This is a genomic window from Variovorax sp. P4_B11 (assembly GCF_056402355.1).
Genome location: NZ_JBFUHO010000047.1, coordinates 33,130 through 56,465, shown reverse-complemented (window position 1 = coordinate 56,465; position 23,336 = coordinate 33,130). Strand labels below are relative to the sequence as shown.

The following is a 23,336-nucleotide window of genomic DNA, read 5'->3' as shown; positions in this document are numbered from 1 at the left end:
GCTGGCACCGACGCCCCGRGTCGCGCCCGAGCTGGCCTGGCTGCGCGCCAACGCCGCCGCCGGCGCCGCGATGCAGCCGGCCGTCACCTGGATCGGCCACGCCACGACGATGGTGCAGCTCGGCGGCCTCACGGTGCTGACCGACCCGATGTTCTCGCATCGGGCCTCGCCGCTGCCGCTGCTCGGCCCGCGGCGCCATGCGGCCCCGGGGCTGTCGCTGGCCGAACTGCCGCGCGTGGACCTGGTGCTGGTCTCGCACAACCACTACGACCATCTCGATGTGGCCTCCGTGCTCGCGTTGAACCGCCAGCCCGGCGGCCCGCCGCTGTTCGTGGTGCCGCTCGGGCTCAAGACCTGGCTGGCGGCGCGCGGCATCACGCGCACGATCGAGCTGGACTGGTGGGACCGGCAGCGCCTCCAAGGCCCGAACGGTGCCGTCGAGGTGGCGCTGGTGCCGGCACAGCACTGGTCCTCGCGCAGCCCGCGCGACGCCCTGGCCACGCTGTGGGGCGGCTTCGCCGTGCTGGCGCCGGACTGCCACCTGCTGTTCACGGGCGACACCGGCTATTCGCGCGACTTCAGCGACATCCGCGCGCACTTCGCCGACCGGCAGAGCGACGAACTGGGCGGCGGCTTCGACATCGCCCTGATCCCGATCGGCTCCTACGCGCCGCGCTGGTTCATGCGCGACCAGCACGTGGATGTCGAGGAAGCGCTGCGCATCCATGTCGATCTCGGCGCCAAGCGCTCCCTCGGCATCCACTGGGGCGTGTTCCAGCTGACCGACGAGGCGCTCGACGAGCCGCCGCGCAGGCTCGCGGAACTGCGCGCCGCGCAGGGCATGGCGGAGGCGCAGTTCTTCGTGACGGCGATCGGCGAGACGCGCCGGTTGCCGCCGCGCGAGCCGATCATCCGGCCTTCCGGAACGTGAGGTTGATGCGACAGTCACCCAGCAGCGGATGCTGCGCGTCCTTCAGCGGCAGCACGCCATGGAAGTTGAGCCGCGCCGGGCCACCCCACACGACCACGTCGCCGTGGGCCAGCGGCACGCGCTGCAGCTTGTCCGTGCGCCGCGTGCCGCCGAACTGGAACATGGCCGGGACGCCGAGCGATACCGAGACGATCGGCTGGCCGTGGTCGCGCTCGTCGCGGTCCTGGTGCAATGACAGCCGCGTGCCGGGCTGGTAGCGGTTGACCAGGCACGCGTCGGGCGCGAAGCCCTCGAAGCCGGCTTCGGCCGCGGCTTCGGCCGCCAGTTGCGAGAACTCGGCCGGCATGCGCGGCCAGGGCCGCCCGCTGTCGGGATCGTTGGCGTCGTAACGGTAGCCGCGGCGGTCGCTGACCCAGCCCAGCGCGCCGCAGTTGGTCATCGCCACCTGCATCCGGAAACCGCCCGGCGTGACCAGGTGGCGAAACGGCGCCGCCTCGACCACCCGTTGCACGGCCGCCAGCAAGGCGGCGTCGCGGCCGATCGCGAATCGCCGCAACACCACCGCGCCTGGCGCGAGCGGCTCGCGCCAGGGGGCTTCGGCCTCGAACAGGTCCAGCGTCATGGTTCAGGTCGCGTCGTGGAAGATGATGCCGAGCGTATGCCGGCGGCCCGAGCGCACCTGGCTCACGCCATGCCGCAGGTTGACCCGGTAGACGCCGCGCGTGCCCTGCACCGGCCGCTGGTGCACCGCGATCACCGCCGCGTCGCCCTGGCGCAGCGGCAGCACCATCGGCCGCGACTGCATGCGCGGCCGCTGCTCGGTCAGGACGAATTCTCCGCCCGTGAAATCGCGGTCGGGCTCGGACAGCAGCAGCACCAGCTGCAGCGGAAAGACATGCTCGCCGTACAGGTCCTGGTGCAGGCAGTTGTAGTCGCCCGGGCCGTACTGCAGCAGCAGCGGCGTCGGCCGCAGCTGCCCTGCCGCATGGCAGCGCGCGATGAACTCGGCATGCTGCGGCGGAAAGCGCACGTCGATGCCCATGGCCTGGTTCCAGCGGTTGGCGATGGGCACGAGCTGCGGGTAGACCGACTCGCGCAGGCCCGCGACCAGCGCCGGCAGCGGATGGTCGAAGTACTTGTACTCGCCGCGGCCGAAGCCGTGGCGCTCCATCACGACGCGGCTGCGAAACGCCGCCGATTCGGCATACAGCGCGGCCATCGAGCGGCATTGGTCGGGCGTCAGCAGGCCCTGGATCACGGCGCTCCCCTGCGCATCGAGATCGTTGTCCACCTGCGCCCAGTCGACGCCATCCAGGTCCCGCGCACTCATGACGGCTGCGCCTCCCGACGCAGCAGCGCACCCTTGCGCTCCACGCCCCAGCGGTAGCCCGAGAGGCTGCCGTCGCTGCGCACCACGCGGTGGCAGGGGATCGCCACCGCCAGGGTGTTGGCTCCGCAGGCCTGGGCCACGGCGCGCGTCGACTTCGGCGCGCCGATGCGCTCGGCGATCTCGCTGTAGCTCGCGGTGGTGCCGGCGGGGATTTCGCGCAGCGCCTGCCAGACGCGCAGCTGGAAGGCCGTGCCGCGCAGGTCCAGCGGCAGGTCGAGCCCGAGGGCCGGGGCCTCGACGAAGCCGACCACCCGGGCGACCAGGGCCTCGAAGCCGGCATCGCCGCCGAGCAGCCGGGCCTTCGGGAACCGGTCCTGCAGCTCGCGCGCCAGCGCATCGGGATCGTCGCCCAGCGCGATCGCGCAGACCCCGCGATCGCTCTGCGCCACCAGGATCGAACCGAGCGCGCACTCGCCGATGGCGAAGCGGATCTCGGTGTCGGCCCCGCCGGCCCGCCAGGCCGTCGGCGTCATGCCGAGCGTCCGGTCGGCATCCTCGTAGAAGCGGCCATTGGAGTTGTAGCCGGCGTTGTAGATCGCGCTCGTCACCGAGTCGCTGCGCACCAGCGCCTCGCGCACACGATGGGCCCGATGCGCCGCTGCGTAGGCCTTCGGGGTGAATCCCGTGATTTCCTTGAAGAGCCGGTGGAGATGGGAGGCGCTGAGGCCGGCGCGCGCCGCCAGTTCGTCGAGCGTGGGCGCCTGCTCGGCCTCTTCGATGAAGCGGCACAGCGCGGCGACCTGGGCGGCCCGCCGTTCGGGCCGCGCCGGCTGGTCGGGCTTGCAGCGCAGACAGGGCCGGAAGCCGGCGCGCTCCGCAGCGGCCGCCGTGGCGTGGAAGTCGACGTTCTCGGGCCGCGCCGCCCGCGCCCCGCACGAAGGCCGGCAGTACACGCCGGTGGTGCGGACCGAATAGAAGAAGCGGCCGTCGGCCGCCGGGTCGCGCGCGGCCACCGCCGCCCAGCGCGGATCGCTGGCCGTGGCGAGGGCCCGCATTTCATTGGCGTTGCTCATGTTCATGTTCGTCCTCTGCGTCGGTGTTGATCGGTGGATCCACTGTAGGAAAGGACGATCCGCTGCGCACTCCGTGTCTTGCTTTCGAATTCGACTGTAGGACCATGCCGGCAAGACGGTTTCTTCCGGCTTCGGCCTACGGCGCCAGTCCTGTCGCTTCGCTAGATTGGAGGCCACATGATGGATCGTCGTTCACTCCTTGCCGCCGGTGGCGCCTCGCTCGCGCTCGCCGCCCTCGGACTGCCCGCGGAGGCCCTGACGGCCAATGGGCTCCAGCTCAGCCAGCCGGCGCCCTTCTCCTTCGAACGTCTTGTTGCACTGTCGAAGTCGCTGGCCGCCAAGCCCTACGCGGCCGACAGCTCGCTGCCGCCCGACGTGCTGCAGCGCATCGACTACGACGCCCACGGCAAGATCAGGTTCGACACCGGCAACGCGCTGTTCCGCGACGGGCCGGGCCCGTTCCCCGTGACCTTCTTCCACCTGGGCCGCTACTTTCCGGCGCCGGTCCACATGTACGTGCTCGAGAACGCTGGCAGCGACGCCTTCGCGCGCGAGATTCTCTACGACCCCGCCTATTTCACGATGCCGGCCGACAGCCCGGCCAGGCAGTTGCCGGGGGGCGCCGGCTTTGCGGGCTTCCGGCTGCAGGAAAGCCGCCTCGGCGATCAAGGCAAGCGGCCCTGGCAGAAGAACGACTGGGTGGCCTTCCTCGGCGCCTCCTACTTCCGCGCCATCGGCGAGCTCTACCAGTACGGCCTGTCGGCGCGCGGCATCGCGCTCGATGCCGCGGTGCCCGACCGGGCCGAGGAATTCCCGAACTTCACGCGCTTCTACTTCGAGCCGCCGGCCCCGGGCTCGGACGCCATGACGGTCTACGCCCTGCTCGAGGGCCCCGGCATCACGGGCGCCTACACCTTCGTCCTGCAGCGTGGCAAAGGCGTGCTGATGGACATCGACTGCCGCCTGTTCCTGCGCCGCGACGTCGCCCGCTTCGGCCTCGCGCCGCTGACCACGATGTACTGGTTCTCCGAGACCGTGAAGCCCACCGGCATCGACTGGCGCCCCGAGGTGCACGATTCGGACGGCCTGGCGATGTGGAGCGGCGGCGGCGAGCGCATCTGGCGGCCGCTCAACAACCCGGCACAGACCCGGGCCTCCGCTTTCACCGACAACAACCCGAAGGGCTTCGGACTGCTGCAGCGCGACCGCGGCTTCGACCACTACCAGGACGGCGTCTACTACGAGAAGCGCCCGAGCCTCTGGGTCGAGCCGATCGGCGCCTGGGGCGAGGGTGCGGTACAGCTGATCGAGATCCCGACCGACGACGAGATCCACGACAACGTGCTGGCCTGCTGGGTGCCCAAGGCACCGGCCGCCGCCGGATCGAGCGTGGCGCTCAAGTACCGGCTCCACTGGAGCGCCGAGGAACCCTTCCCGTCGCCGCTGGCACGCTGTGTCGCCACCCGCATGGGGCGCGGCGGCCAGCCCGGCCAGCCGCGGCCGCGGGGCGTGCGCAAGTTCATGGTCGAGTTCATCGGCAAGCCGCTCGAATCGCTGCCCTTCGGCGTCAAGCCCGAACTGGTGCTGACCGCCGCGCGCGGCAAGTTCTCGTACATCTTCGCGGAGCCGGTGCCGAACGGCGTGCCGGGGCACTGGCGGGCCCAGTTCGACTTCACGCCCGAGGGCACGGAGCCGGTGGACATGCGGCTGTTCCTGAAGAACGGGGATCAGACCTTGTCTGAGACTTGGCTGTATCAGTATCAGCCGTTCTAGGGGCGTCCGGGGGGCTTGAGGCGCTCGTGCGTTGGGAGGGGTGCCCGGCACGCGGTACGGGCCGAGCGACCCCACTGCGCCGGCCCTTCGGGCTGCCTTTCGGTGCAGAGGGGATCGCCCGTCCCGCACCGCATGCCGGGCTCCGTGGGTGTGCGAGGAGTGCGTGCGCCTCCGACGTCGAGAGCCTGCGCGCAGCGAAACCGTCGAAGCGAACTGTGCAACCCCAACGTGTCCGCGGTGGCGGGTGGTATGCCCTGGGCTGGCCGTTGAGGCACCGCCGAGCAGCGCAGCGGTGCGCGGATCAGGGCTCGCGACTGTTTGAGCCGAAGGCGAGTTTGAGCGAGACCCCGCGTACCGCGAGCAGCGCAGGGCAGCCGCGCGGCGGCCGGTGACGTCGGCCGGCCCAGGGCATACCGCCCGCCATCGCCGCACGCCGCTACCGCGCGCCGCCGCGCCGCCCCGCCGCCCTGAAAAGCCCCCGAACTACTTCCCCTTCACCGCAATCAACTCGACCTCGAAGTTCAGCGTTGCATTCGGCGGAATCACCCCGCCTGCCCCGCGCGTGCCGTAGGCGATCGCTGGCGGGCAGGTCAGCTTGGCCTTGCCGCCGACCTTCATCAGTTGCACGCCTTCGGTCCAGCACGGGATCACACCGTTGAGCGGGAATTCGGTCGGCTCGCCGCGCTTGTAGGAGCTGTCGAATTCCTTGCCGTCGGCAGGAAAGGTGCCGCGGTAGTGCACCTTGACCACGTCGGTGGCAGCCGGCGAGGCGCCCTTGCCGTCGACCAGCGATTGGAACACCAGGCCGCTGGGCTTGGTGACCGGCGCCGACTGCGCGAAGGCGCTCGGCAGGACGAACAACGAAACAACGGCGGCACAAAGAACTGATCGCACGGCAAACCCTTGGTTGAATGAAAAAACGGGCTCATTATTGCCGGGTCGGCGCCGGCCTGGCACCGCTCTTGCACAACCTTGCCAACGCCTCACCGATACCTCGCTGTCTCACCATGCGCTACCGCACCACGATCGATTCGCAGGTTTTCGACTTCGACGACCTGAAGCAGGTCATGGCCTGCGCCAGCCCGGCGCGCTCGGGCGACTACCTGGCGGAGATCGGCGCGGCCACCGCCCAGCAGCGCATGGCGGCGCGCCACGTGCTGGCCGAGACCCCGCTGAAACAGTTCCTGACCGAGGCGCTGATCCCCTACGAAACGGACAACATCACGCGCCTGATCATCGACAGCCACGACGCCACGGCCTTCGCGCCGGTGTCGCACCTGACGGTCGGCGACTTCCGCAACTGGCTGCTGTCCGAGCACGCCGACAGCGCGACGCTGACCGCGCTGGCGCCCGGGCTCACGCCCGAGATGGCGGCCGCGGCCTCGAAGCTCATGCGCAACCAGGACCTGGTCGCGGTGGCGCGCAAGTGCAGCGTCGTCACGCGCTTCAGGGACACCATCGGCCTGCCCGGCCATCTCGCGGTCCGGCTGCAGCCCAACCACCCGACCGACGACCTGCGCGGCGTCGCGGCCTCGACGCTCGACGGCCTGCTGATGGGCGCCGGCGATGCGGTGATCGGGCTCAACCCGGTCTCCGACAGCATGCCCGTGCTGGGCGAACTGCTGCGCCTGCTCGACGAGGTGATCCAGCGCTTCGAGATCCCGACGCAAAGCTGCGTCCTGACCCATGTCACCAACACCTTGAAGCTGGCCGAATCCGGGGCCCCGATCGACCTGGTGTTCCAATCCATCGGCGGCACCGAGAAGACCAACCTCTCCTTCGGCGTCACGCCCGAGCTGCTCGACGAGGCCCATGCGGCCGCGCAGGCCCTGAACCGCGGCACCGCGGGCCGCAACTGCATGTACTTCGAGACCGGCCAGGGCAGCGCGCTGTCGGCCAACGCCAATTTCGGCGTCGACCAGCAGACCTGCGAGGCACGCGCCTATGCGCTCGCGCGCCGCTACCAGCCGCTGCTGATCAACACCGTGGTCGGCTTCATCGGGCCCGAGTACCTCTACGACGGCAAGCAGATCATCCGCGCCGGCCTCGAGGATCACTTCTGCGGCAAGCTGCTGGGCCTGCCGATCGGCTGCGACATCTGCTACACGAACCACGCCGAGGCCGACCAGGACGACATGGACACGCTGCTGGTGCTGCTCGGCACGGCCGGCATCAACTTCATCATGGGCGTGCCGGGCGCCGACGACGTGATGCTCAACTACCAGAGCACTTCCTTCCACGACGCGCTGTTCCTGCGCGAAACGCTGGGCTTGAAGCGCGCGCCCGAATTCGAGGCCTGGCTGCAGCGCATGCAGATCAGCGACCGCGCGGGCCGGCTGCAGCCGCCTGCGGGCAACCGCCTGCTGGCCGACATGGGCGCCTTGACGGCGCTGGCTCGATGAAGGACATCGTCACCGCCAGCCCCTGGGGCGACTGGCGCCGGTCGACGCCCGCGCGCCTGGCGCTCGGCCGCGCCGGCGCCGGCATGCCGACCGATGAAGTGCTGCGCTTCGGCTGGGCGCATGCGATGGCACGCGACGCCATTCATGCGGCGCTCGACGTGCCGTCGCTCGCGGCCACGCTGCGCGACGGCGGCTGGGAGGTCGCACAGGCCCGCAGCCGCGCGCCCGACCGCACCGCCTACCTGCGGCGACCCGACCTCGGCCGGCAGCTCGACGCCGCCGACGCCCAGCGGCTGCGCGCCGATGCGCACGCGCCCGTCGACCTGTGCATCGTGGTCGGCGACGGCCTGTCCTCGCTGGCGGTGGCCCGCCATGCCGCACCGCTGCTGGCGGCACTGCGCCGGCAGCTGCCGCCCGACCTGTCGCTGGCGCCCGTGGTGATTGCGACGCAGGCGCGCGTCGCGCTGGCGGACGAGGTCGGCGAGGCCTTCGGGGCGCGCCTGGCGATCATGCTGATCGGCGAGCGGCCGGGCCTGAGTTCGCCCGACAGCCTGGGGATCTACATCACCCATGCGCCGCGGCGCGGCCGCCACGACGCCGAACGCAACTGCATCTCGAACGTGCGGCCCGAAGGCCTGCCGTACGCCACCGCCGCCTTCAAGCTGGCCTGGCTGCTGCGCGAGGCCCTGCGCCGCGGCCTGACGGGTGTCGCGCTGAAGGACGACAGCGAACTCCATCTGCCCCATTCCCCATGATCGGGCCGGTACCCGACACCAAGGAATCAAGGAGCCTAACCCGGAGTTCTTCCTGATGGGGCGGCTGCCGCGCGAGAAGAAGTAGCGACCGCGTCGTGCCCGCGGCATGAGGCCAGGGCGTCGAGCGCAGGCTGGTAGGTCGGCGTCGCGACGTCCATCACGCCGAGCACACAGCATCTAGACTCCTTCCTTTTGGAAAGGACCGCCCCGTGCGCATATTGCTGGTCGAGGACGACGTCGCCCTGGCAGACGCCGTCTGCGGCTATCTCGCGGCCAAGGCCTTCGTGGTCGACGTGGCGCCGGGCCTCGCGCAAGCGCACGCCGCGCTGGCCGCCGTGCAGTACGCGGCCGTGCTGCTCGACCTGCACCTGGGCGACGGCGACGGCCTCTCCCTGCTGCCGACCATCCGCGCCCTGCGCGAACGCCCGATCGTGATCGTGCTGACCGCCCGCGACCAGGTGACGGACCGTATCCGCGGCCTCGACGCCGGCGCCGACGACTACCTGATCAAGCCCTACGACCCGGCCGAACTGCTGGCACGGCTGCGCGCGGTCGAACGCCGGCGCAGCACCCGCAGCGCGCCGGTGCTGAAACTCGGTACGCTGGAGATCGACATCGCGCACGACCTGGTCCGAAAGGACGGCTTTCCGGTCACGCTGACCCAGAAGGAGTGGGCATTGCTGCGCGTCATGGCCACCCGCCCCGAGCGCATCCACACCCGCGAGAACCTGGCCGATGCGCTCTACGGCTTCGGCGACGAGGCCGACAGCAATACGCTGGAAGTCTTCATCAGCCGCCTTCGGCGCAAGCTGGGACGCAAGTACATCCAGACTTTGCGCGGCCTCGGCTACCGGCTCTCGTTCGCGCCGGACGAAGAGGACGAATGAAACCCGGGCTGCTGCAGCAGATCGGCGTCAAGCCAATGGGCCGGCGCGATTCGCTCGCAGGCCGCCTCACGCGAACGCTGATCCTGTGGGTCGGCGGCGCCTGGCTGCTGTGCGTGCTCGGCGTCGCCTGGTACGTGGACCGCGAGATCAACCACAACTTCGACAGCGAGCTGATCGAGGTTTCGCACCGGATGTTCGACATGGCGGTGCAGGAGCTCGACAGGCTGCAGCGCGCGAACCCCGCCGCGCCGCCTCCGCTGATCGCGCCGCCGCAGTTGTATCCGACCGACGCCGTGATCTACCAGGTGGTCAACCTGCACGAGCGCGTGCTGCTGCGCTCGGCCGAGGCGCCGGTCAACGCCTTCGACGTGCCGTTGGCGCCCGGTTTCGCCAACGCCGATGCGTGGCGCGTCTACACGTTGCGGCATCCCACGCGCGAACTGTTCTTCCAGGTCGCCGATCCGCTGGACGAGCGCCGCACCGCGCTCAACCGGACCCTCTTCGGCCTCATCATCCCGCTGGGTGCCGTGCTGCCGCTGCTGGCCCTGGTGCTGCGCAACGTGGCCCGCAAGGAACTGCGGGCGCTGCAGCAGCTGGCCGGCGAGATCGAGCAGCGCAGCGGCGTCGACCTGCGCCCGATCCGGCTGCCAGGCCTGCCGAAGGAGCTGCGTTCGGTGGGCGACCACGTCAACCAGCTGCTGGAGCGGCTGTCTCAATCGCTGGACGTCGAGCGCGCGCTGGCCTCGAACGCGGCGCACGAACTGCGCACACCGCTCGCCGCCGCACGCCTGAGGTTGCAGACCGCCCTCGAGCACGATCTGAAGCGCGAGGACGTGCAGGCCGCATTCGATGCGCTGCAGATGCTCGGCCACCGCACCGAGAAGCTGCTGCAGATGTCGCGGGCCGAATCCGGCGCCTCGCTGACACGGGCGCCGATCGATCTGGTCCAGCTGGCCGGCACGGTGGCGCAGGAGTTCTGGCAGGATCCGCGGGTCAACGAGCGCCTGTCGCTCAAGGTCCCGGACAGCGAGCCTCCGATCGCGCTCGGCGACGTCGATGCGCTTGCGATCGCGCTGCGCAACCTGGTCGAGAACGGCCTGCGGTATGGGCGCGGCCGCGTCGTGATCGAGGTGATGGCGCCCTGCACGCTGGCGGTCCGCGACTTCGGGCCCGGCGTCGACGCGGCTCAGTTGAGCACCTTGCAGCACCGCCATGTGCGCCACTCTTCCGACCGCGCGGGCTACGGCCTCGGGCTGTCGATCGTCGGCGCCATCGTCGAAAAGCTCGGCGCCCGGCTCGACCTCGCTTCGCCGCCGCCAGGTGCAGCCAGCGGCTTCGAGGCGCGCATCGTGCTGCGCCAGGCTTGAATCACCCCGAAGCGCTCTCGGCTGATCACCGCGCCCGTATCAGCTGGAGCCCGGCCGATCAACACAGTCAATGAGACGCCGAGGATGCAGACCTTCCGACGGACTTCATTCGACGAAGGTGGTCCAGCATTTCCTCGCGAACCACGCGGGTAATGTGACTGCGCTTGCCGTTCTCCAGCATGCCCAGCCGGCGCGCAATGGGTCGCCCCGGCAATTGCAACACGCACAGCGCCGGGTCGCTCTCCCAGTCGAAATTCTTCAGCAGCGGCGCCATGGTGAAGCCCACGTTCTTGCGCACCAGCTCGGCAATGGCCAGCAGCGAATTGAGTTCGAGCAACTCCTTCGGCACGAGCTGTAGCCGCCGCATGATGCGATCGATGCGCGCACCCGTCGGCGTGCGCCGGTCGAAGCGGATGAAGGGGTGAGTGGCGAACAGATTCGCGATGTTCGTGTCGGGCGATGCGATGCCCGAGTTGGCGATCACCGTGAGCGCCTCGTCGTAGCAGGGTGTCCACAGCAGGCCCGGCACCTCGGGCCATTGCCGTTCGACGACCACGGCCGCGTCGAGCTCGCCACTCACCACGTCCTGCATCAGCTGCGTTTGATCGCGCACGCGCAGCTCGACCTCCAGGTTCGGATGCAGCGACTTGAGCTGCGCCAGCGTGCTCGACAGCAGGCCCATGGCCGAGATGAGTGAACCGAGCTTGATGGTGCCGGCGATCTGCCGCTGGTCCTGCAGGTCGCGCCGCATCGACTCGTACTGCGCCAGCAGCTGTTCGGCGCGCGGCAGCAGCAGGTGGCCCGCGGGGCTCAGCACCATGGTGCGGCCGGTCTTGTCAAACAGCGTCTTCTTCATTTCCGCTTCGAGCGCACGCATCTGCTGGCCCACGGCGGCCTGCGTCAGCGCCACTTGGTCGGCGGCGGCGGCGAAGGAGCCGCCACGGGCCGCGGCCACGAAGGTGCGAAGAAAGCGGATGGTGCTCATGGGAAGGCCGGGATGCCGCAAACAGGCTGCGAGGAGCCGAAATAGAAACAATTTCTTTATTGATTGTAAATAATTTTTAAATTTATTTTTTCCTGTTCTTGCAAAACAATGCGGGCCATGGTCACTGCCTGGTGCCTTTGCCGCCTTCATGCGGCAGGCAGATGACAGGAACACCTCAGCCCCCTCACTCATGACCTCCCCCCCCTGCTTTCCCCTCGTCGATGTTTCCGGGACACCCCACGCGCGCGGCGTGCAGCACGGCCGCGCCGTGCCCGAGCGCGTTGCCGGCGGCGTCGCGCTCTACCGCGCCCAGCTTGCCCGCCGCGGTTTGGACGACGCCACCATCCGCCGCCTTGCGCAGTCGATGCTGCCGCTGATCGAGGCCTACGACGCGAGCTACCTCGAGGAGATGCGCGGCATCGCCGAGGGCGCCGGCGTGCCGCTCGAAGACATCGTGATGATCAATTGCCGCACCGAGATGCTCTTCGGCTACGCCGACATGAAGCCTGCGCCGGAGCCCGCGGCCGGCGCCGCCCCTTCCGAGGACGGCGACTGCACCGGCGTCGTCGTGCTGCCCGCGCGCTCGGCCACCGGCCGCCTGATGCACGCCCACAACTGGGACTGGCGCCAGGAATGCGTGGACACCGGCATCGTGCTGCGCATCCGCAATGCGAACGGCACCGACATGCTCAGCTTCACCGAAGCCGGTGCGCTGGCGCGGCACGGCTTCAACAGCCACGGCGTGTCGCTCACCGGCAATTCGCTGACCTGCCATGAAGACTTCCAGCAAGGCGCCGGCGTGCCGCTGGTGCTGCTGCGCCGCCGCGTGCTGGAGGCCGTCAACCTGGCGCAGGCGATGAAGACCGTCTGGGCCTCGAAGCGCTATTGCGCCAACAACATGATCCTGGCGCAGGCCGGCGGCAACGACGGCTCGGGCATCAGCCTCGAAACCTCCCCGGGCGAAATCTTCTGGACGTTGCCCGAGAACGACCTGCTGGTGCACGCCAACCACTGGATGTCGCCCGCGGCCGTCATCAAGCTGCGCGACCCGGGCCTGCCGCAGCGCCCCGACAGCATCTACCGCCAGCACCGCGTGGAGAACGCGCTGCGCCGCGTCGAGGGCCGCATCGACTGGACCGACGTCAAGGCCGCGCTGGCCGACGAATTCGGCAAACCCGACGGCGTGCTGCGCACCCCCAAGCCGGCAGACTTCAGCAGCATCTCGGCCACCGTGGCCACCACCCTCATGGACGCCGCCAACCGCGTGATGTGGGTGGCGCGCAAGCCTTACGAGGCCCGCAACTTCCAGGAATACACGCTTTGACCCACGCCGCCATGACCCACCCCATGCCCACCGACACCCCCACTGCGCCGGCCGACCAGCGCGCCCGCGCCATCTACGACCTGGGCCCCAGCACGATCTACGCCTCGCGCAGCGACCCGCGCTTTTCGTATTGCACCTATGTGCCGCACCGCATCGGCAAGCCGGGCGCGCGCCCGATGCAGCTGGTGGTGGTGATGCACGGCACCGGCCGCGCCTTCGTCAACTACCGCGAGGCCTTCAGCGGCTTCGCGAAGTGGAACGACTGCATCGTGCTGTGCCCGCTGTTCCCGGCGGGCGTGCGCGGCGACGGCAACCGCGACGGATTCAAGCACCTGGTCGAGGCCGACATCCACTACGACCGTATCCTGCTCGACATGGTGGCCGAGGTGGCCGAGAAGTTCGAATGCGACTTCAGCCGCTTCGCCCTCTTCGGCTATTCGGGCGGCGGCCAGTTCGCCAACCGCTTCGCCATGCTGCACCCCGAGCGCCTGTGGGCCGTGTCGATCGGCGCGCCGGGCTCCGTGACGCAGCTGGACCCATCGCAGGGCTGGTGGGTGGGCACGAAGGACTTCGAGGCGCGCTTCGGCAAGCCCATCGACCTCGACGCACTGCGCCGGGTGCCGGTGCAGATGATTGCCGGCAAGGCCGACATCGAGACCTGGGAGATCACGCACCGCGAAGGCGGCAAGTACTACATGCCGGGCGCCAACGATGCGGGCCGCACCCGACCCGAGCGGCTGGACACGCTGCGCCGCTCCTTCGAGGCGGCCGGCGTGAAAGTCACGTTCGACCTGCTCGACAACGTGCCGCACAACGGCCTGGCCTGCGTGGGTCGCGTGCAGGACTTCCTGGCCGACGCGCTCTACGCGTTGCGCGAGCCTCGTGCCGTGTCATCGCCGGCCTGACGGCCACTTCGAGAAGGAAAAGGCCCATGTTTCGTTTCGCTGCGGCCCGCATCGCGATGGCGATCCCCACACTGCTCATCGTGGCGGTGTCGGTGTTCGTGCTGATACGGCTGATTCCCGGCGACCCCGCGCAGTTGCTGCTGGGCGACCTCGCCACGCCCGCCAGCCTGGCCGAGATGCGCGCGCGCCTCGGACTCGACCGTCCGGTGCCGGCGCAGTTCGGCATCTGGTTCGGTCACGTGCTGCAGGGCGACCTGGGCAGCTCGATCAACAGCGGCCAGGACGTGCTCTCGCTGGTGACCGACCGCTTCCTGATCAGCGGCCGCATCGTGCTGGCGGCCGTGGCGCTGGCCGTCATGGTGGCGGTGCCCGCCGGCATGATCGCCGCGTGGAAGCAGAACCGCGCGCCCGACCTGCTGCTGGTCGGCTCGGCGACGCTGTTGGTGTCCATTCCCACCTTCTGGCTCGGCCTGCTGCTGCTGCTGCTGTTCGGCCTCAAGCTTGGCTGGCTGCCGGTGGTGGGGTACGTGGGCATCGCCGAAGACTGGAAGAACGGCCTGCTCTACCTTGTGCTGCCGGTGCTCACGCTGTTCCTGCACGAGATCGGCGTGCTCATGCGCATGGCGCGCGCCAGCACGCTCGAGGTGCTGCGGCTGGACTACATCACGCATGCGCGCGCCAAGGGCTTGTCGGAACGCGCGGTGCTCATGCGCCATGCCTTCAAGAACGCCTTCGGCCCGACCTGGACGCTCATCGGCCTCGTGCTCGGCAACCTGCTCGGCGGCATCGCGGTGGTCGAGACGGTGTTCACCATTCCCGGCCTGGGCCGGCTGCTGGTCGATGCGATCTTCGCGCGCGACTACCCGGTGATCCAGGGCTGCCTGTTGTTCGTGGCGGTGATCTACGTGCTGGTGAACCTCGTCATCGACCTTTGCTATCCCCTCTTCGACCCCCGCGTCGCCGTCGAGTGAGCCCGATGAATCGCAAGAAACGCATTCCCCTGAACGCCCTGGTCGGCATTGTCATCGTCGGCTTGATCGTGGCCGCGGCACTCGTCAGCCTCGTGTGGACGCCGCATGACCCGCTGCGCATCAACTTCGGCTCCCGCCTGAAGCTGCCGGGCGGAGCCTATCTGCTGGGCACCGACGAGTTCGGCCGCGACGAACTCTCGCGCCTGATGGCCGGCGCCTCCACCAGCGTCTGGATCAGCGTGCTGACCGTGAGCTTCTCGATCGTAGTGGGCAGCATCGTCGGCGTGCTGACGGGCTTCCTGCGCGGCTGGACCGACCGCGTCGTGATGGCCTTCAACAACGCGCTGCTGGCCTTCCCCGGCCTGCTGCTGGCGCTGGGCCTGCTCGCGGTGGTGGGCGCGAACCCGTACGGCATCATCCTGGCGCTCGGGCTGGCCTACACGCCCTCGGTGACGCGCATCGTGCGTGGCACGGTGCTTTCGCTGCGCGAGAAGGAGTTCATCGAATCCTCGCGCGTGCTCGGCAACTCCGAGCTCTACACCATGGTGCGCCACGTGCTGCCCAACTGCACCGCCCCGCTCACGGTGCTGGCCACCTCGATGTTCGGCTGGGTAATCCTGGCCGAGAGCGCGCTGTCGTTCCTCGGCCTGGGCGTGCCGCCGCCGGCGCCCACCTGGGGCAACATGCTCGCGTCGGCCCGCCCGTTCATGGCGCAGGCCAGCTACCTTTCGATTCTTCCGGGCCTGTGCATCGCGCTGACGCTGCTGGGCATCAACCTGCTGGGCGACGCACTGCGCGACTGGCTCGATCCACGCATGAAGGGCGTGCAATGACGACGACGAACAACGCCCTGGTCAGCGTGGAAGGCCTGACGCTCGCCGTCGGCATGGGCGGCCGGGAGATCGTGCGCAACGTGTCGTTCGACATCGCCCCGGGCGAGATGGTCGGCATCGTCGGCGAATCGGGCAGCGGCAAGACGCAGGCCGCGCGCGCCGTCATGGGCCTTACGCCGCCGCCGCTGGTGCGCACCGCCGGACGCATCCTTTTCGAGGGCGAAGACCTGGCGCAGGCCGGACCGGCGCGGCTGCGCGAGCTGCGCGGCGCGCGCGTGGGCATGGTGTTCCAGGAGCCCATGACCTCTCTCAATCCGTCGATGACCCTCGGCAAGCAACTGGGCGAGGCCCTGGCGCTGCACCGGCGCGACCTGTCGCCGGCCGCGCGGCAGACGCGCATCCTCGACATGCTGGCGCGCGTCGGCATCCGCGATCCCAAGGGCACCCTCGATGCATGGCCGCACGAGTTCTCGGGCGGCATGCGCCAGCGGATGATGCTGGCCTCGGTGATGCTGCTGGAGCCCGCGCTGCTGATCGCCGACGAGCCGACCACCGCGCTCGACGCCGTGGTGCAGCGCGACGTGCTGGAGCTCATGGTGGGCCTCACGCGCGAACACCGTACGGCCGTGCTGATGATCAGCCACGACCTGCCGATGGTGGCGCGCTTCACCCAGCGCATGGTCGTGATGCGGCACGGCGAGGTGCAGGAAACCGGCCGCACCGACGACATGCTCGAACACCCGAAGCACGCCTACACGCGCGAGTTGCTGCAGGCCATGCCGCGCCGCCTGCCCGCGCGGCAGGTGGCCGAGGAGGCACCCATGGTCGAGGTACGCAAGCTGGTGGTCGACTACGCGGGCCACCGGCGCCTGTTCGCCAAGGCGGCGCCCAAGCGCGCGCTGCACGGCATCGACCTGGTGGTGCGGCCGCGCGAGGTGGTCGCCGTGGTCGGCGGCTCGGGCTCCGGCAAGACGACACTGGGCCGCACCATCGCGGGCCTGCTCAAGCCCAGCGGCGGCGACATCCTGTTTCGCGGGCGCCCCATCCTGCGCTCCGACGCCGGCTGGTCCGACTACCGGCTGCAATGCCAGATGGTGTTCCAGGATCCGTATGCCTCGCTCGACCCGCGCATGACCATCGGCCAGCTGGTGGGCGAAGGCCTGCGCCTGGTCAAGGGCACGTCGACGGTCGACAAGGCGCGGCGCGTGCAAGAGGTGCTCGACGAAGTCGGCCTGGGCACCGGCTTCGCGCCGCGCTACGTGCACGAGCTGTCGGGCGGCCAGCGCCAGYGCGTGGCGATTGCTCGCGCCATCGTGCGCCGTCCGGCCTTCGTGATCGCCGACGAGCCGGTGTCGGCGCTCGACGTGACGGTGCGCGCACAGGTGCTCGAACTGTTCGCCGAGCTGCAGAAGCGCCACGGCTTCTCGTGCCTGTTCATCAGCCACGACCTCGGCGTGGTCGAGCAGGTGGCTGACCGCGTGGTCGTGATGCAGGACGGCCGCATCGTCGAGCAAGGCCCGCGCGACGCCGTGTTCGACGCACCCCAGCACGACTACACGCGCAGACTGCTGTCGGCCATTCCGGCGCTCGAGCCGACCGCTGGCGGCGGCGTGCGGCTGCGCTGGCGCTTCGGCGGCCAAGCGGAGGTCGACGCCCCCAGCGGTACCGGCGCCGGCGCCACGACCGAAGCCCCCGCCTTCGCCTGAAACTTTCATTTGTACTTGCCCCGCAGGAGTCCCTTCATGTCCCGTTCTCTCTTCCGCCACGCCGCCATCGCCGGCGCCTGCCTGGCCACCTCGGGCGCGTTCGCCCAGACCACCGTCACCGTGGCACAGCCCGCCGACATCCGTTCCACCAACCCCGGCGTGAACCGCGACAACACCACCGACGGCGTGCTGCTGAACATCGTCGAGGGGCTGGTCGGCTACCGGGCGGACGGCAGCGTTGGCCCTCTGCTCGCGCAGTCGGTCGACGTGTCGAAGGACGGCCTGACCTACACCTTCAAGCTTCGCAAGGGCGTGAAGTTCCACAACGACGCGCCGATGACCGCGGCCGACGTGGCGTGGAACTGGAAGCGCTACATGGACCCGAAGACCGACTGGCGCTGCACCAGCGAGTACGACGGCCGCAATGGGCTCAAGGTGGTCGAGACCGCCACGCCCGACGACAGCACCTTCGTGATGAAGATCAACAAGCCGTCGGCCGTGTTCCTCGACACCCTCGCGCGCACCGACTGCGGCATGACGGCCATCCTGCACAAGAGCTCGGTGAAGGCCGACGGCAGCTGGGACAAGCCCGTGGCCACCGGCCCCTTCAAGTTCGGCGAATGGAAGCGCGGCGAGTACGTGACGCTCACCGCCTTCAAGGGCTACACCTCGCCCGCCGGCGCCACCCAGGTGGACGGCTACGTCGGCCTGAAGGCGCCGCTGGTGGACACGGTGAAGTTCCTGGTCGTGCCCGATGCGGCCACCGCCGCGGCCGGCCTGAAGTCGGGCGCCATCGACGCCGGGCAGATCACGTCGAGCGATGCGCAGGAGCTCAAGAGCGACCACAACCTCGTGGTGCAGGCGCCGCCCGAGGCCATCAAGAACGTACTGCTGATCCAGACGCGCGACCCGCTGCTGAAGAACCAGAAGCTGCGCCAGGCCATCGCGGCCTCGCTGGACATCGAGCAGATCGTGGCCGCCGCCTCCGAGGGGCTGGGCTCGGTGAACAATTCGGCCATCCACAAGGGTTCGGCCTTCTACAGTGCCGCGCAGAAGAAGGGTTGGCACTACGACCCCGCGCAGGCCGCGAAGCTCCTGCGCGAGGCCGGCTACAAGGGCGAGAAGATCACCATCCAGACCAACAAGCGCGCCCATGTGCCCAGCTACACGGTGGCGGTGCTGGCGCAGGCCATGATGCAGTCGGTGGGCATCAACGCCCAGATCGAGGTGCTCGAGTGGGCCACGCAACTGGACCGCTACAACAGCGGCAACTACCAGATGAGCTCGTTCAGCTATTCCTCGCGACTCGACCCGGCGCTGAGCTACGAGCAGTTCTCGGGGCCGAAGGACAAGCAGGCGCGCAAGGTGTGGGAAGACCCGCAAGCGCTGAAACTGATCGACGACAGCTTCGCCGAATCGGACCCGAAGAAACGCCAGGTGCTCTTCGACCAGATCCACGCGCAAATGATCCAGCAGGTGCCGATGGTGATGCTGTTCAACGGCATCGACGCGTGGGCGGTGCGCAAACGCCTCAGTGGCTTCGCGGTGTGGGAAGGAAAGCCGCGCCTCTGGGGTGTGTCTGCAAAGGCGAACTGATCACTGGATCGGGATCGACATCTCGTCCACGAGCTTCCAGCCACGACGCGACGAGCCGATGCCGCCGGCCCTCCGTGGCGTCAGAGCGCGAACCCGTCGTCGGCCGCGATCACCGCGCCGTTGACGAAGTGGCTCTGGCCGCTGGCCAGCAGCACGATCAGGCCGTCGAGGTCCTCGGGCTTGCCGACGCGCTTGCGCGGCAGCATGCCGACCAGCTTCTGGCCGCCGTCCGTGACCCAGTGCTCCTCGTTGAGCTCGGTGGCGATGTAGCCGGGACACAGCGCATTGACGTTGATGCCGAAGCGGCCCCACTCGAGCGCCATGGCCTTGGTCATCTGCACCAGCGCGGCCTTGCTCATGCAGTAGACGCCGATCTGCGGCAGCACCTTGAGCGCCGCCACCGAGGCGATATTGATGATGCGCCCGCCGATGTAGGTGCCCGGCGCCGCCCCCCTGGCGCGCGCCAGCATCCGCTTGCCGACCTCCTGCGCGACGAAGAAGGAGCCCTTGACGTTGGTGTCGAAGATGAAATCGTAGTCCTCGCTCGAGACATCCTTCAGGCGCCGCGTGTTGCTGACGCCGGAGTTGTTGACCAGCACGTCGATCGGCCCGACCTCGGTCTCGGCGCGCGCCACCGCGGCCTTGATGCTGCCGAGGTCGGTGACGTCGAGCTCGACCACATGGGCATCGCCGCCCTCGCCTTCGATGCGGGCGCGCAGTTCCTTGAGCTTGTCGGTGTTGCGGCTGGCCAGTACCACCGCGGCGCCGGCCCGGGCGAGCGTCTTGGCGAACTGGGCGCCGAGGCCACTCGATGCGCCGGTGACGAAAGCCACGCGGCCGGAAAGATCGATGCTGTAAGCCATGAAAAAGATCCAGTTGGAGTCTCCGAGGCGACGCCCCGAAAGGCACGCAGGCGACGCATAAAATGGCCCGGCCCGCCGCGGTGCCTCGCACCTTCAAATCATTATCGACGAGACCCACATGACGCATGACGAAATACTCGCCCAGTTCGGCCCCCGCGAAGCCATGGAATACGACGTGGTCGTGGTCGGCGCAGGCCCGGGCGGCCTCGCGACCGCCATCCGCCTGAAGCAGCTGGCCGCTTCGCACGGCAAGGACATCTCGGTCGTCGTGCTCGAAAAGGGCTCGGAACCCGGCGCCCACATCCTGTCGGGCGCGATCATGGATCCGCGCGCGCTGTACGAACTGCTGCCCGACTGGGAAGAGCTCGGCGCACCGCTGAACCAGCCGGTCACGCGCGACACCTTCCTGATGATGACCGAGACCGGCGCCACCCGGACGCCGAACTTCATGCTGCCCAAGAACTTCCACAACGAAGGCAACTACATCGTCAGCCTGGGCAACGTGGTGCGCTGGCTGGCGCAGCAGGCCGAAGGGCTCGGCGTCGAGATCTTCCCCGGCTTTCCGGCCGCGGAGGTGCTCTACACCGACGACGGCAAGGTCCGCGGCGTCGCCACGGGCAACCTCGGCATCGGCAAGGACGGCGAGCCGACCGAGAACTTCCAGCTCGGCATGGAGCTGCACGCCAAGTACACGATCTTTGCCGAAGGCGCGCGCGGCCACCTGGGCCGCCAGCTGATCGCCAAGTACAAGCTCGACGACGGCAAGGACCCGCAAAGCTACGGCATCGGCATCAAGGAGCTGTGGGAAATCGACCCGGCACGCCACGAGCCGGGCCTGGCGGTGCACACGGCCGGCTGGCCGCTGCCTTCGGACACCTATGGCGGCTCGTTCCTGTACCACGCCGAGAACAACCAGCTGATCATCGGCTATGTCGTCGGCCTGGACTATCAGAACCCCTACATGAGCCCGTTCGAGGAGTTCCAGCGTTTCAAGACGCACCCCAACATCCGCTGGTACTTCGAGGGCCAGGACAAGGGCCTGAAGGCGCCCAAGCGGCTCAGCTACGGCGCCCGCGCGATCACCGCGGGCGGGCTGCTGTCGCTGCCCAAGACCGTGTTTCCGGGCGGCGCGCTGGTCGGCTGCGAGGCCGGCTACCTCAACGCCAGCCGCATCAAGGGCAGCCACGCCGCCATCAAGACCGGCATGCTGGCCGCCGAAGCCGCCTACGAAGCGGTGATGGCCGGCCGCCAGCACGACGAGCTCACGGCCTATCCGGCCGCCTTCGAGAAGAGCTGGCTGCACACCGAGCTCAACAAGGCGCGCAATTTCAAGCAATGGTTCAAGAAGGGCCTGGCGGTCGGCACCGTGATGACCGGCATCGAGCAGCTGGTGCTGCGCGGCCACATCCCGTGGACCGTGCACCGCCACCAGCCCGACCACGAGCGGCTCAAGCCGGCGGCCGCGTGCAAGACGATCGCCTACCCCAAGCCCGACGGCAAGCTCACCTTCGACCGGCTCTCCTCGGTGTTCATCAGCAACACCAACCACGAGGAGAACCAGCCGGCGCACCTGACGCTCAAGAACGCTGCGGTGCCGACCACCATCAACCTGCCCGAGTACGCCGGCCCCGAGAGCCGCTACTGCCCGGCCGGCGTGTACGAGTTCGTGCCGGACGCCGAGGGCAAGGAAAGGCTGCAGATCAACGCCCAGAACTGCGTGCACTGCAAGACCTGCGACATCAAGGACCCGACGCAGAACATCGTCTGGGTCACGCCAGAAGGCGGCGGCGGCCCGAACTACGTCGGGATGTAGAAAGGACCCATCCCCTCTTGGCGAGCGTTGGGGGCCAGGCCGGCGCCGGGCCGCCCCAAGGCGGCCTGCGGCCCCCTCGGGGGGCAGCGACCCACACGCAGTGGGGGAGCGTGGGGGCCAGTCCAGGCCGGCGCCGGGCCGCCCCAAGGCGGCCTGCGGCCCCCTCGGGGGGCAGCGACCCACACGCAGTGGGGGAGCGTGGGGGCCCTTCCTCTACTTGCCGATCAGCTGCGTCAGCCGTTCGGCCTCGAACGACTCATCCTTCGCCGCATCGCCCGGCACGCAATCCTTCTTGCCGGGCTGCGCCGACAGCGACTCGATCGCCTTCCAGAGCAGCGCGATCTGGTGGTCCTGGCTCGAGGCGCTGTCGATCAGGCCCTTCATGGCCTGGCTCAGCGGGTCGTCCTCCAGCGTGATGCCGTAGGCCGAGAACTTGGGGGCGGCCGGGCTGGCCAGGTCGGCGCTCTCGCCGGTCTTGGACGGGATGATCCGGGCCGGGATGCCGACCGCCGTGGCGCCGGGCGGCACCGGCTTGATCACCACCGCATTGCTGCCGATCTTGGCGCCGTCGCCGACCACGAAGCCGCCCAGCACCTTGGCGCCGGCACTGACAACCACGTTCCTGCCCAGCGTCGGGTGCCGCTTGGCGCCCTTGTAGAGCGAGGTGCCGCCCAGGGTCACGCCCTGGTAGATGGTGCAGCCGTCGCCGATCTCGGCCGTCTCGCCGACCACCACGCCCATCGCATGGTCGAAGAAGACGCGGTCGCCGACGATCGCCCCAGGGTGGATCTCGATGCCGGTCAGCCAGCGCGAGGCCTGGGAAATGAAGCGGCCGAACCACTTGAGGCCGTGGACCCAGCACCAGTGCGCGAGCCGGTGCAGCGCCACGGCATGCAGGCCGGGATAGAGGGTCAGCACCTCCCAGCGCGTGCGGGCCGCCGGGTCGCGGTCGAGGATGCACTGGATGTCGGAACGCAGCCGCGAGAACATGCTTGTTGTCGTTATATGGAGTTCGGATCGGCAGTCTAAGGCCGCGGCTCTTCGCGCACGGCGGATGGGGTTTTCGGCCCGCCCGGGGCCCCATGCGCCGCTTCCGCCATCGCCTTGGCGATGCCGCGCAGGATGTGGATCTCCTCGGGCGTCGGCTGGGCCCGGTTGAACAGCTGCTGCAGCCGCGGCATCAGCTTCTTGGGCGCGCCGGGGTCGAGGAAGCCGATGTCGACCAGCGAACGCTCCCAGTGGTCGAGCATGCCGGCCACCGCCTTGGCGTCGGCCGCGGCCGGCGCCGACGTGGCGTCGCGCACCGCGTAGCCGCCCAGGGCCAGCCGCCATTCGTAGGCGATCACCTGGATCGCGGCGCCCAGGTTCAGCGAGCCGAAAGTCGGTTCGGTGGGGATGCTGAGCGCGACATTGCAGCGGTAGACATCCTCGTTGCGCATCCCGAAGCGCTCCGAGCCGAACAGGAAGGCGACATGCTGCGTCTCGCCGCTGGCGAGCGGTTCGAGGTGCTCGCGCGGCGTCCGCGTCGGCGGGCCGAAGTCGCGCGGGATCATCGCGGTGGCGCACAGGTGGGTGACGCCGTCGAGCGCCTCGTCCAGCGTGTCGACGATGCGGGCGTTATTGAGCACGTCGAGCGCCCCGCTGGCGCGCTGGATGGTTTCCTCGCGCCGCAGCACGTTGGCCCAGCGCGGGGCCACCAGGACCAGGTCGCCGAAGCCCATGGTCTTCATGGCGCGGGCGGCGGCGCCGACATTGCCGGCATGGCTGGTCTGGATCAGGATGAAACGGGTACGCATGGGGGGCTCGGCCAAGGGTTCGGGAC

Annotated in this window: 21 protein-coding genes; 13 read left to right on the top strand and 8 right to left on the bottom strand. The window is 69.2% G+C overall.

The window, feature by feature from the left end:
- A partial coding sequence (locus AC1DYD_RS30385) for an MBL fold metallo-hydrolase (RefSeq protein WP_478176467.1) occupies positions 1–931 on the top strand: 931 nt, incomplete at its 5' end.
- Here AC1DYD_RS30385 and alkB read toward each other — a convergent pair.
- Genes alkB through ada form a run of 3 tightly spaced genes read right to left on the bottom strand, consistent with a single transcriptional unit; the run spans position 909 to position 3,340 of the window.
- Entirely contained in the window at positions 909–1,553 is a 645-nt protein-coding gene (gene alkB / locus AC1DYD_RS30380) for a DNA oxidative demethylase AlkB (RefSeq protein WP_478176466.1), read from the bottom strand. The genes AC1DYD_RS30385 and alkB overlap by 23 nt on opposite strands.
- Before the next feature lie 3 nt (positions 1,554–1,556).
- Positions 1,557–2,261 (bottom strand): 2OG-Fe(II) oxygenase, encoded by a 705-nt coding sequence (locus AC1DYD_RS30375; protein WP_478176465.1) that lies wholly within the window; start codon positions 2,259–2,261, stop codon positions 1,557–1,559.
- On the bottom strand, positions 2,258–3,340 hold the full coding sequence (ada, locus tag AC1DYD_RS30370) for a bifunctional DNA-binding transcriptional regulator/O6-methylguanine-DNA methyltransferase Ada (protein WP_478176464.1): 1,083 nt from the start codon (positions 3,338–3,340) through the stop codon (positions 2,258–2,260). Before ada ends, AC1DYD_RS30375 begins: the two co-directional genes overlap by 4 nt.
- Positions 3,341–3,511: 171 nt before the next feature.
- Here ada and AC1DYD_RS30365 point away from each other — a divergent pair, with 171 nt between their 5' ends.
- Positions 3,512–5,107: an OpgD/OpgG family glucan biosynthesis protein gene (locus AC1DYD_RS30365; RefSeq protein ID WP_478176463.1), complete on the top strand. Its 1,596-nt coding sequence runs from the start codon at positions 3,512–3,514 to the stop codon at positions 5,105–5,107.
- Between the two features lie 483 nt (positions 5,108–5,590).
- Here AC1DYD_RS30365 and AC1DYD_RS30360 read toward each other — a convergent pair whose 3' ends face one another.
- The gene (locus AC1DYD_RS30360; protein ID WP_478176462.1) at positions 5,591–6,001 is read right to left on the bottom strand and encodes an FKBP-type peptidyl-prolyl cis-trans isomerase; all 411 of its coding nucleotides are present in this window, start codon (positions 5,999–6,001) and stop codon (positions 5,591–5,593) included.
- A gap of 113 nt (positions 6,002–6,114) precedes the next feature.
- On the opposite strand from AC1DYD_RS30360, the gene AC1DYD_RS30355 reads away from it, so the two are divergent.
- From AC1DYD_RS30355 to AC1DYD_RS30340, 4 genes are all read left to right on the top strand, one after another.
- Positions 6,115–7,509 (top strand): ethanolamine ammonia-lyase subunit EutB, encoded by a 1,395-nt coding sequence (locus tag AC1DYD_RS30355; RefSeq protein WP_478176461.1) that lies wholly within the window; start codon positions 6,115–6,117, stop codon positions 7,507–7,509.
- A complete protein-coding gene (gene eutC / locus AC1DYD_RS30350) occupies positions 7,506–8,264 on the top strand; it encodes an ethanolamine ammonia-lyase subunit EutC (RefSeq protein WP_478176460.1) in 759 nt (252 codons plus the stop codon). Before AC1DYD_RS30355 ends, eutC begins: the two co-directional genes overlap by 4 nt.
- 209 nt (positions 8,265–8,473) lie before the next feature.
- Positions 8,474–9,151: a response regulator gene (locus tag AC1DYD_RS30345; protein WP_478176459.1), complete on the top strand. Its 678-nt coding sequence runs from the start codon at positions 8,474–8,476 to the stop codon at positions 9,149–9,151.
- On the top strand, positions 9,148–10,518 hold the full coding sequence (locus tag AC1DYD_RS30340) for a sensor histidine kinase (RefSeq protein WP_478176458.1): 1,371 nt from the start codon (positions 9,148–9,150) through the stop codon (positions 10,516–10,518). Before AC1DYD_RS30345 ends, AC1DYD_RS30340 begins: the two co-directional genes overlap by 4 nt.
- A 67-nt stretch (positions 10,519–10,585) precedes the next feature.
- On the opposite strand, the gene AC1DYD_RS30335 is transcribed toward AC1DYD_RS30340, so the two are convergent.
- The gene (locus AC1DYD_RS30335) at positions 10,586–11,503 is read right to left on the bottom strand and encodes a LysR family transcriptional regulator (RefSeq protein ID WP_478176469.1); all 918 of its coding nucleotides are present in this window, start codon (positions 11,501–11,503) and stop codon (positions 10,586–10,588) included.
- Positions 11,504–11,693: 190 nt separating this feature from the next.
- Here AC1DYD_RS30335 and AC1DYD_RS30330 point away from each other — a divergent pair, with 190 nt between their 5' ends.
- The 6 genes from AC1DYD_RS30330 to AC1DYD_RS30305 are packed head-to-tail and all read left to right on the top strand — an operon-like array spanning position 11,694 to position 18,838.
- A complete protein-coding gene (locus tag AC1DYD_RS30330) occupies positions 11,694–12,827 on the top strand; it encodes a C45 family autoproteolytic acyltransferase/hydolase (RefSeq protein WP_478176457.1) in 1,134 nt (377 codons plus the stop codon).
- Between the two features lie 23 nt (positions 12,828–12,850).
- Positions 12,851–13,732, top strand: a complete 882-nt coding sequence (locus tag AC1DYD_RS30325; RefSeq protein ID WP_478176456.1) for an alpha/beta hydrolase family protein — start codon at positions 12,851–12,853, stop codon at positions 13,730–13,732.
- Positions 13,733–13,758: 26 nt separating this feature from the next.
- A complete protein-coding gene (locus tag AC1DYD_RS30320) occupies positions 13,759–14,703 on the top strand; it encodes an ABC transporter permease (protein WP_478176455.1) in 945 nt (314 codons plus the stop codon).
- 5 nt (positions 14,704–14,708) lie between these two features.
- The gene (locus AC1DYD_RS30315) at positions 14,709–15,536 is read left to right on the top strand and encodes an ABC transporter permease (RefSeq protein WP_478176454.1); all 828 of its coding nucleotides are present in this window, start codon (positions 14,709–14,711) and stop codon (positions 15,534–15,536) included.
- Positions 15,533–17,242 carry an ABC transporter ATP-binding protein gene (locus AC1DYD_RS30310; protein ID WP_478176453.1) on the top strand — a complete coding sequence of 570 codons (1,710 nt, stop codon included), beginning with the start codon at positions 15,533–15,535 and terminating at the stop codon, positions 17,240–17,242. The genes AC1DYD_RS30315 and AC1DYD_RS30310 overlap by 4 nt, the downstream gene beginning before the upstream one ends.
- 36 nt (positions 17,243–17,278) lie before the next feature.
- Positions 17,279–18,838: an ABC transporter substrate-binding protein gene (locus AC1DYD_RS30305; protein WP_478176452.1), complete on the top strand. Its 1,560-nt coding sequence runs from the start codon at positions 17,279–17,281 to the stop codon at positions 18,836–18,838.
- Between the two features lie 80 nt (positions 18,839–18,918).
- Here the strand turns inward: AC1DYD_RS30305 and AC1DYD_RS30300 are convergent, their stop codons facing one another.
- Positions 18,919–19,701: an SDR family oxidoreductase gene (locus tag AC1DYD_RS30300; protein ID WP_478176451.1), complete on the bottom strand. Its 783-nt coding sequence runs from the start codon at positions 19,699–19,701 to the stop codon at positions 18,919–18,921.
- Positions 19,702–19,819: 118 nt separating this feature from the next.
- Here AC1DYD_RS30300 and AC1DYD_RS30295 point away from each other — a divergent pair, with 118 nt between their 5' ends.
- Positions 19,820–21,514, top strand: a complete 1,695-nt coding sequence (locus AC1DYD_RS30295; RefSeq protein WP_478176450.1) for an electron transfer flavoprotein-ubiquinone oxidoreductase — start codon at positions 19,820–19,822, stop codon at positions 21,512–21,514.
- Between the two features lie 213 nt (positions 21,515–21,727).
- Here AC1DYD_RS30295 and cysE read toward each other — a convergent pair whose 3' ends face one another.
- Together cysE and AC1DYD_RS30285 are read right to left on the bottom strand one after the other, a co-directional pair.
- On the bottom strand, positions 21,728–22,504 hold the full coding sequence (gene cysE / locus AC1DYD_RS30290) for a serine O-acetyltransferase (RefSeq protein ID WP_478176449.1): 777 nt from the start codon (positions 22,502–22,504) through the stop codon (positions 21,728–21,730).
- Positions 22,505–22,539: 35 nt separating this feature from the next.
- Positions 22,540–23,310 (bottom strand): RNA methyltransferase, encoded by a 771-nt coding sequence (locus AC1DYD_RS30285; RefSeq protein ID WP_478176448.1) that lies wholly within the window; start codon positions 23,308–23,310, stop codon positions 22,540–22,542.
- Positions 23,311–23,336 lie beyond the last annotated feature (26 nt).

Excerpts from the sequence above, each read along its gene's own strand:
- alkB (WP_478176466.1), bottom strand. The coding sequence starts at position 1,553 with ATGACGCTGGACCTGTTCGAGGCCGAAGCCCCCTGGCGCGAGCCGCTC.
- AC1DYD_RS30300 (WP_478176451.1), bottom strand. The coding sequence starts at position 19,701 with ATGGCTTACAGCATCGATCTTTCCGGCCGCGTGGCTTTCGTCACCGGC.
- AC1DYD_RS30355 (WP_478176461.1), top strand. The coding sequence starts at position 6,115 with ATGCGCTACCGCACCACGATCGATTCGCAGGTTTTCGACTTCGACGAC.
- AC1DYD_RS30365 (WP_478176463.1), top strand. The coding sequence starts at position 3,512 with ATGATGGATCGTCGTTCACTCCTTGCCGCCGGTGGCGCCTCGCTCGCG.
- eutC (WP_478176460.1), top strand. The coding sequence starts at position 7,506 with ATGAAGGACATCGTCACCGCCAGCCCCTGGGGCGACTGGCGCCGGTCG.
- AC1DYD_RS30375 (WP_478176465.1), bottom strand. The coding sequence starts at position 2,261 with ATGAGTGCGCGGGACCTGGATGGCGTCGACTGGGCGCAGGTGGACAAC.
- AC1DYD_RS30325 (WP_478176456.1), top strand. The coding sequence starts at position 12,851 with ATGCCCACCGACACCCCCACTGCGCCGGCCGACCAGCGCGCCCGCGCC.
- AC1DYD_RS30315 (WP_478176454.1), top strand. The coding sequence starts at position 14,709 with ATGAATCGCAAGAAACGCATTCCCCTGAACGCCCTGGTCGGCATTGTC.
- AC1DYD_RS30295 (WP_478176450.1), top strand. The coding sequence starts at position 19,820 with ATGACGCATGACGAAATACTCGCCCAGTTCGGCCCCCGCGAAGCCATG.
- AC1DYD_RS30305 (WP_478176452.1), top strand. The coding sequence starts at position 17,279 with ATGTCCCGTTCTCTCTTCCGCCACGCCGCCATCGCCGGCGCCTGCCTG.
- cysE (WP_478176449.1), bottom strand. The coding sequence starts at position 22,504 with ATGTTCTCGCGGCTGCGTTCCGACATCCAGTGCATCCTCGACCGCGAC.
- AC1DYD_RS30285 (WP_478176448.1), bottom strand. The coding sequence starts at position 23,310 with ATGCGTACCCGTTTCATCCTGATCCAGACCAGCCATGCCGGCAATGTC.
- AC1DYD_RS30340 (WP_478176458.1), top strand. The coding sequence starts at position 9,148 with ATGAAACCCGGGCTGCTGCAGCAGATCGGCGTCAAGCCAATGGGCCGG.
- AC1DYD_RS30320 (WP_478176455.1), top strand. The coding sequence starts at position 13,759 with ATGTTTCGTTTCGCTGCGGCCCGCATCGCGATGGCGATCCCCACACTG.
- AC1DYD_RS30335 (WP_478176469.1), bottom strand. The coding sequence starts at position 11,503 with ATGAGCACCATCCGCTTTCTTCGCACCTTCGTGGCCGCGGCCCGTGGC.
- AC1DYD_RS30330 (WP_478176457.1), top strand. The coding sequence starts at position 11,694 with ATGACCTCCCCCCCCTGCTTTCCCCTCGTCGATGTTTCCGGGACACCC.
- ada (WP_478176464.1), bottom strand. The coding sequence starts at position 3,340 with ATGAACATGAGCAACGCCAATGAAATGCGGGCCCTCGCCACGGCCAGC.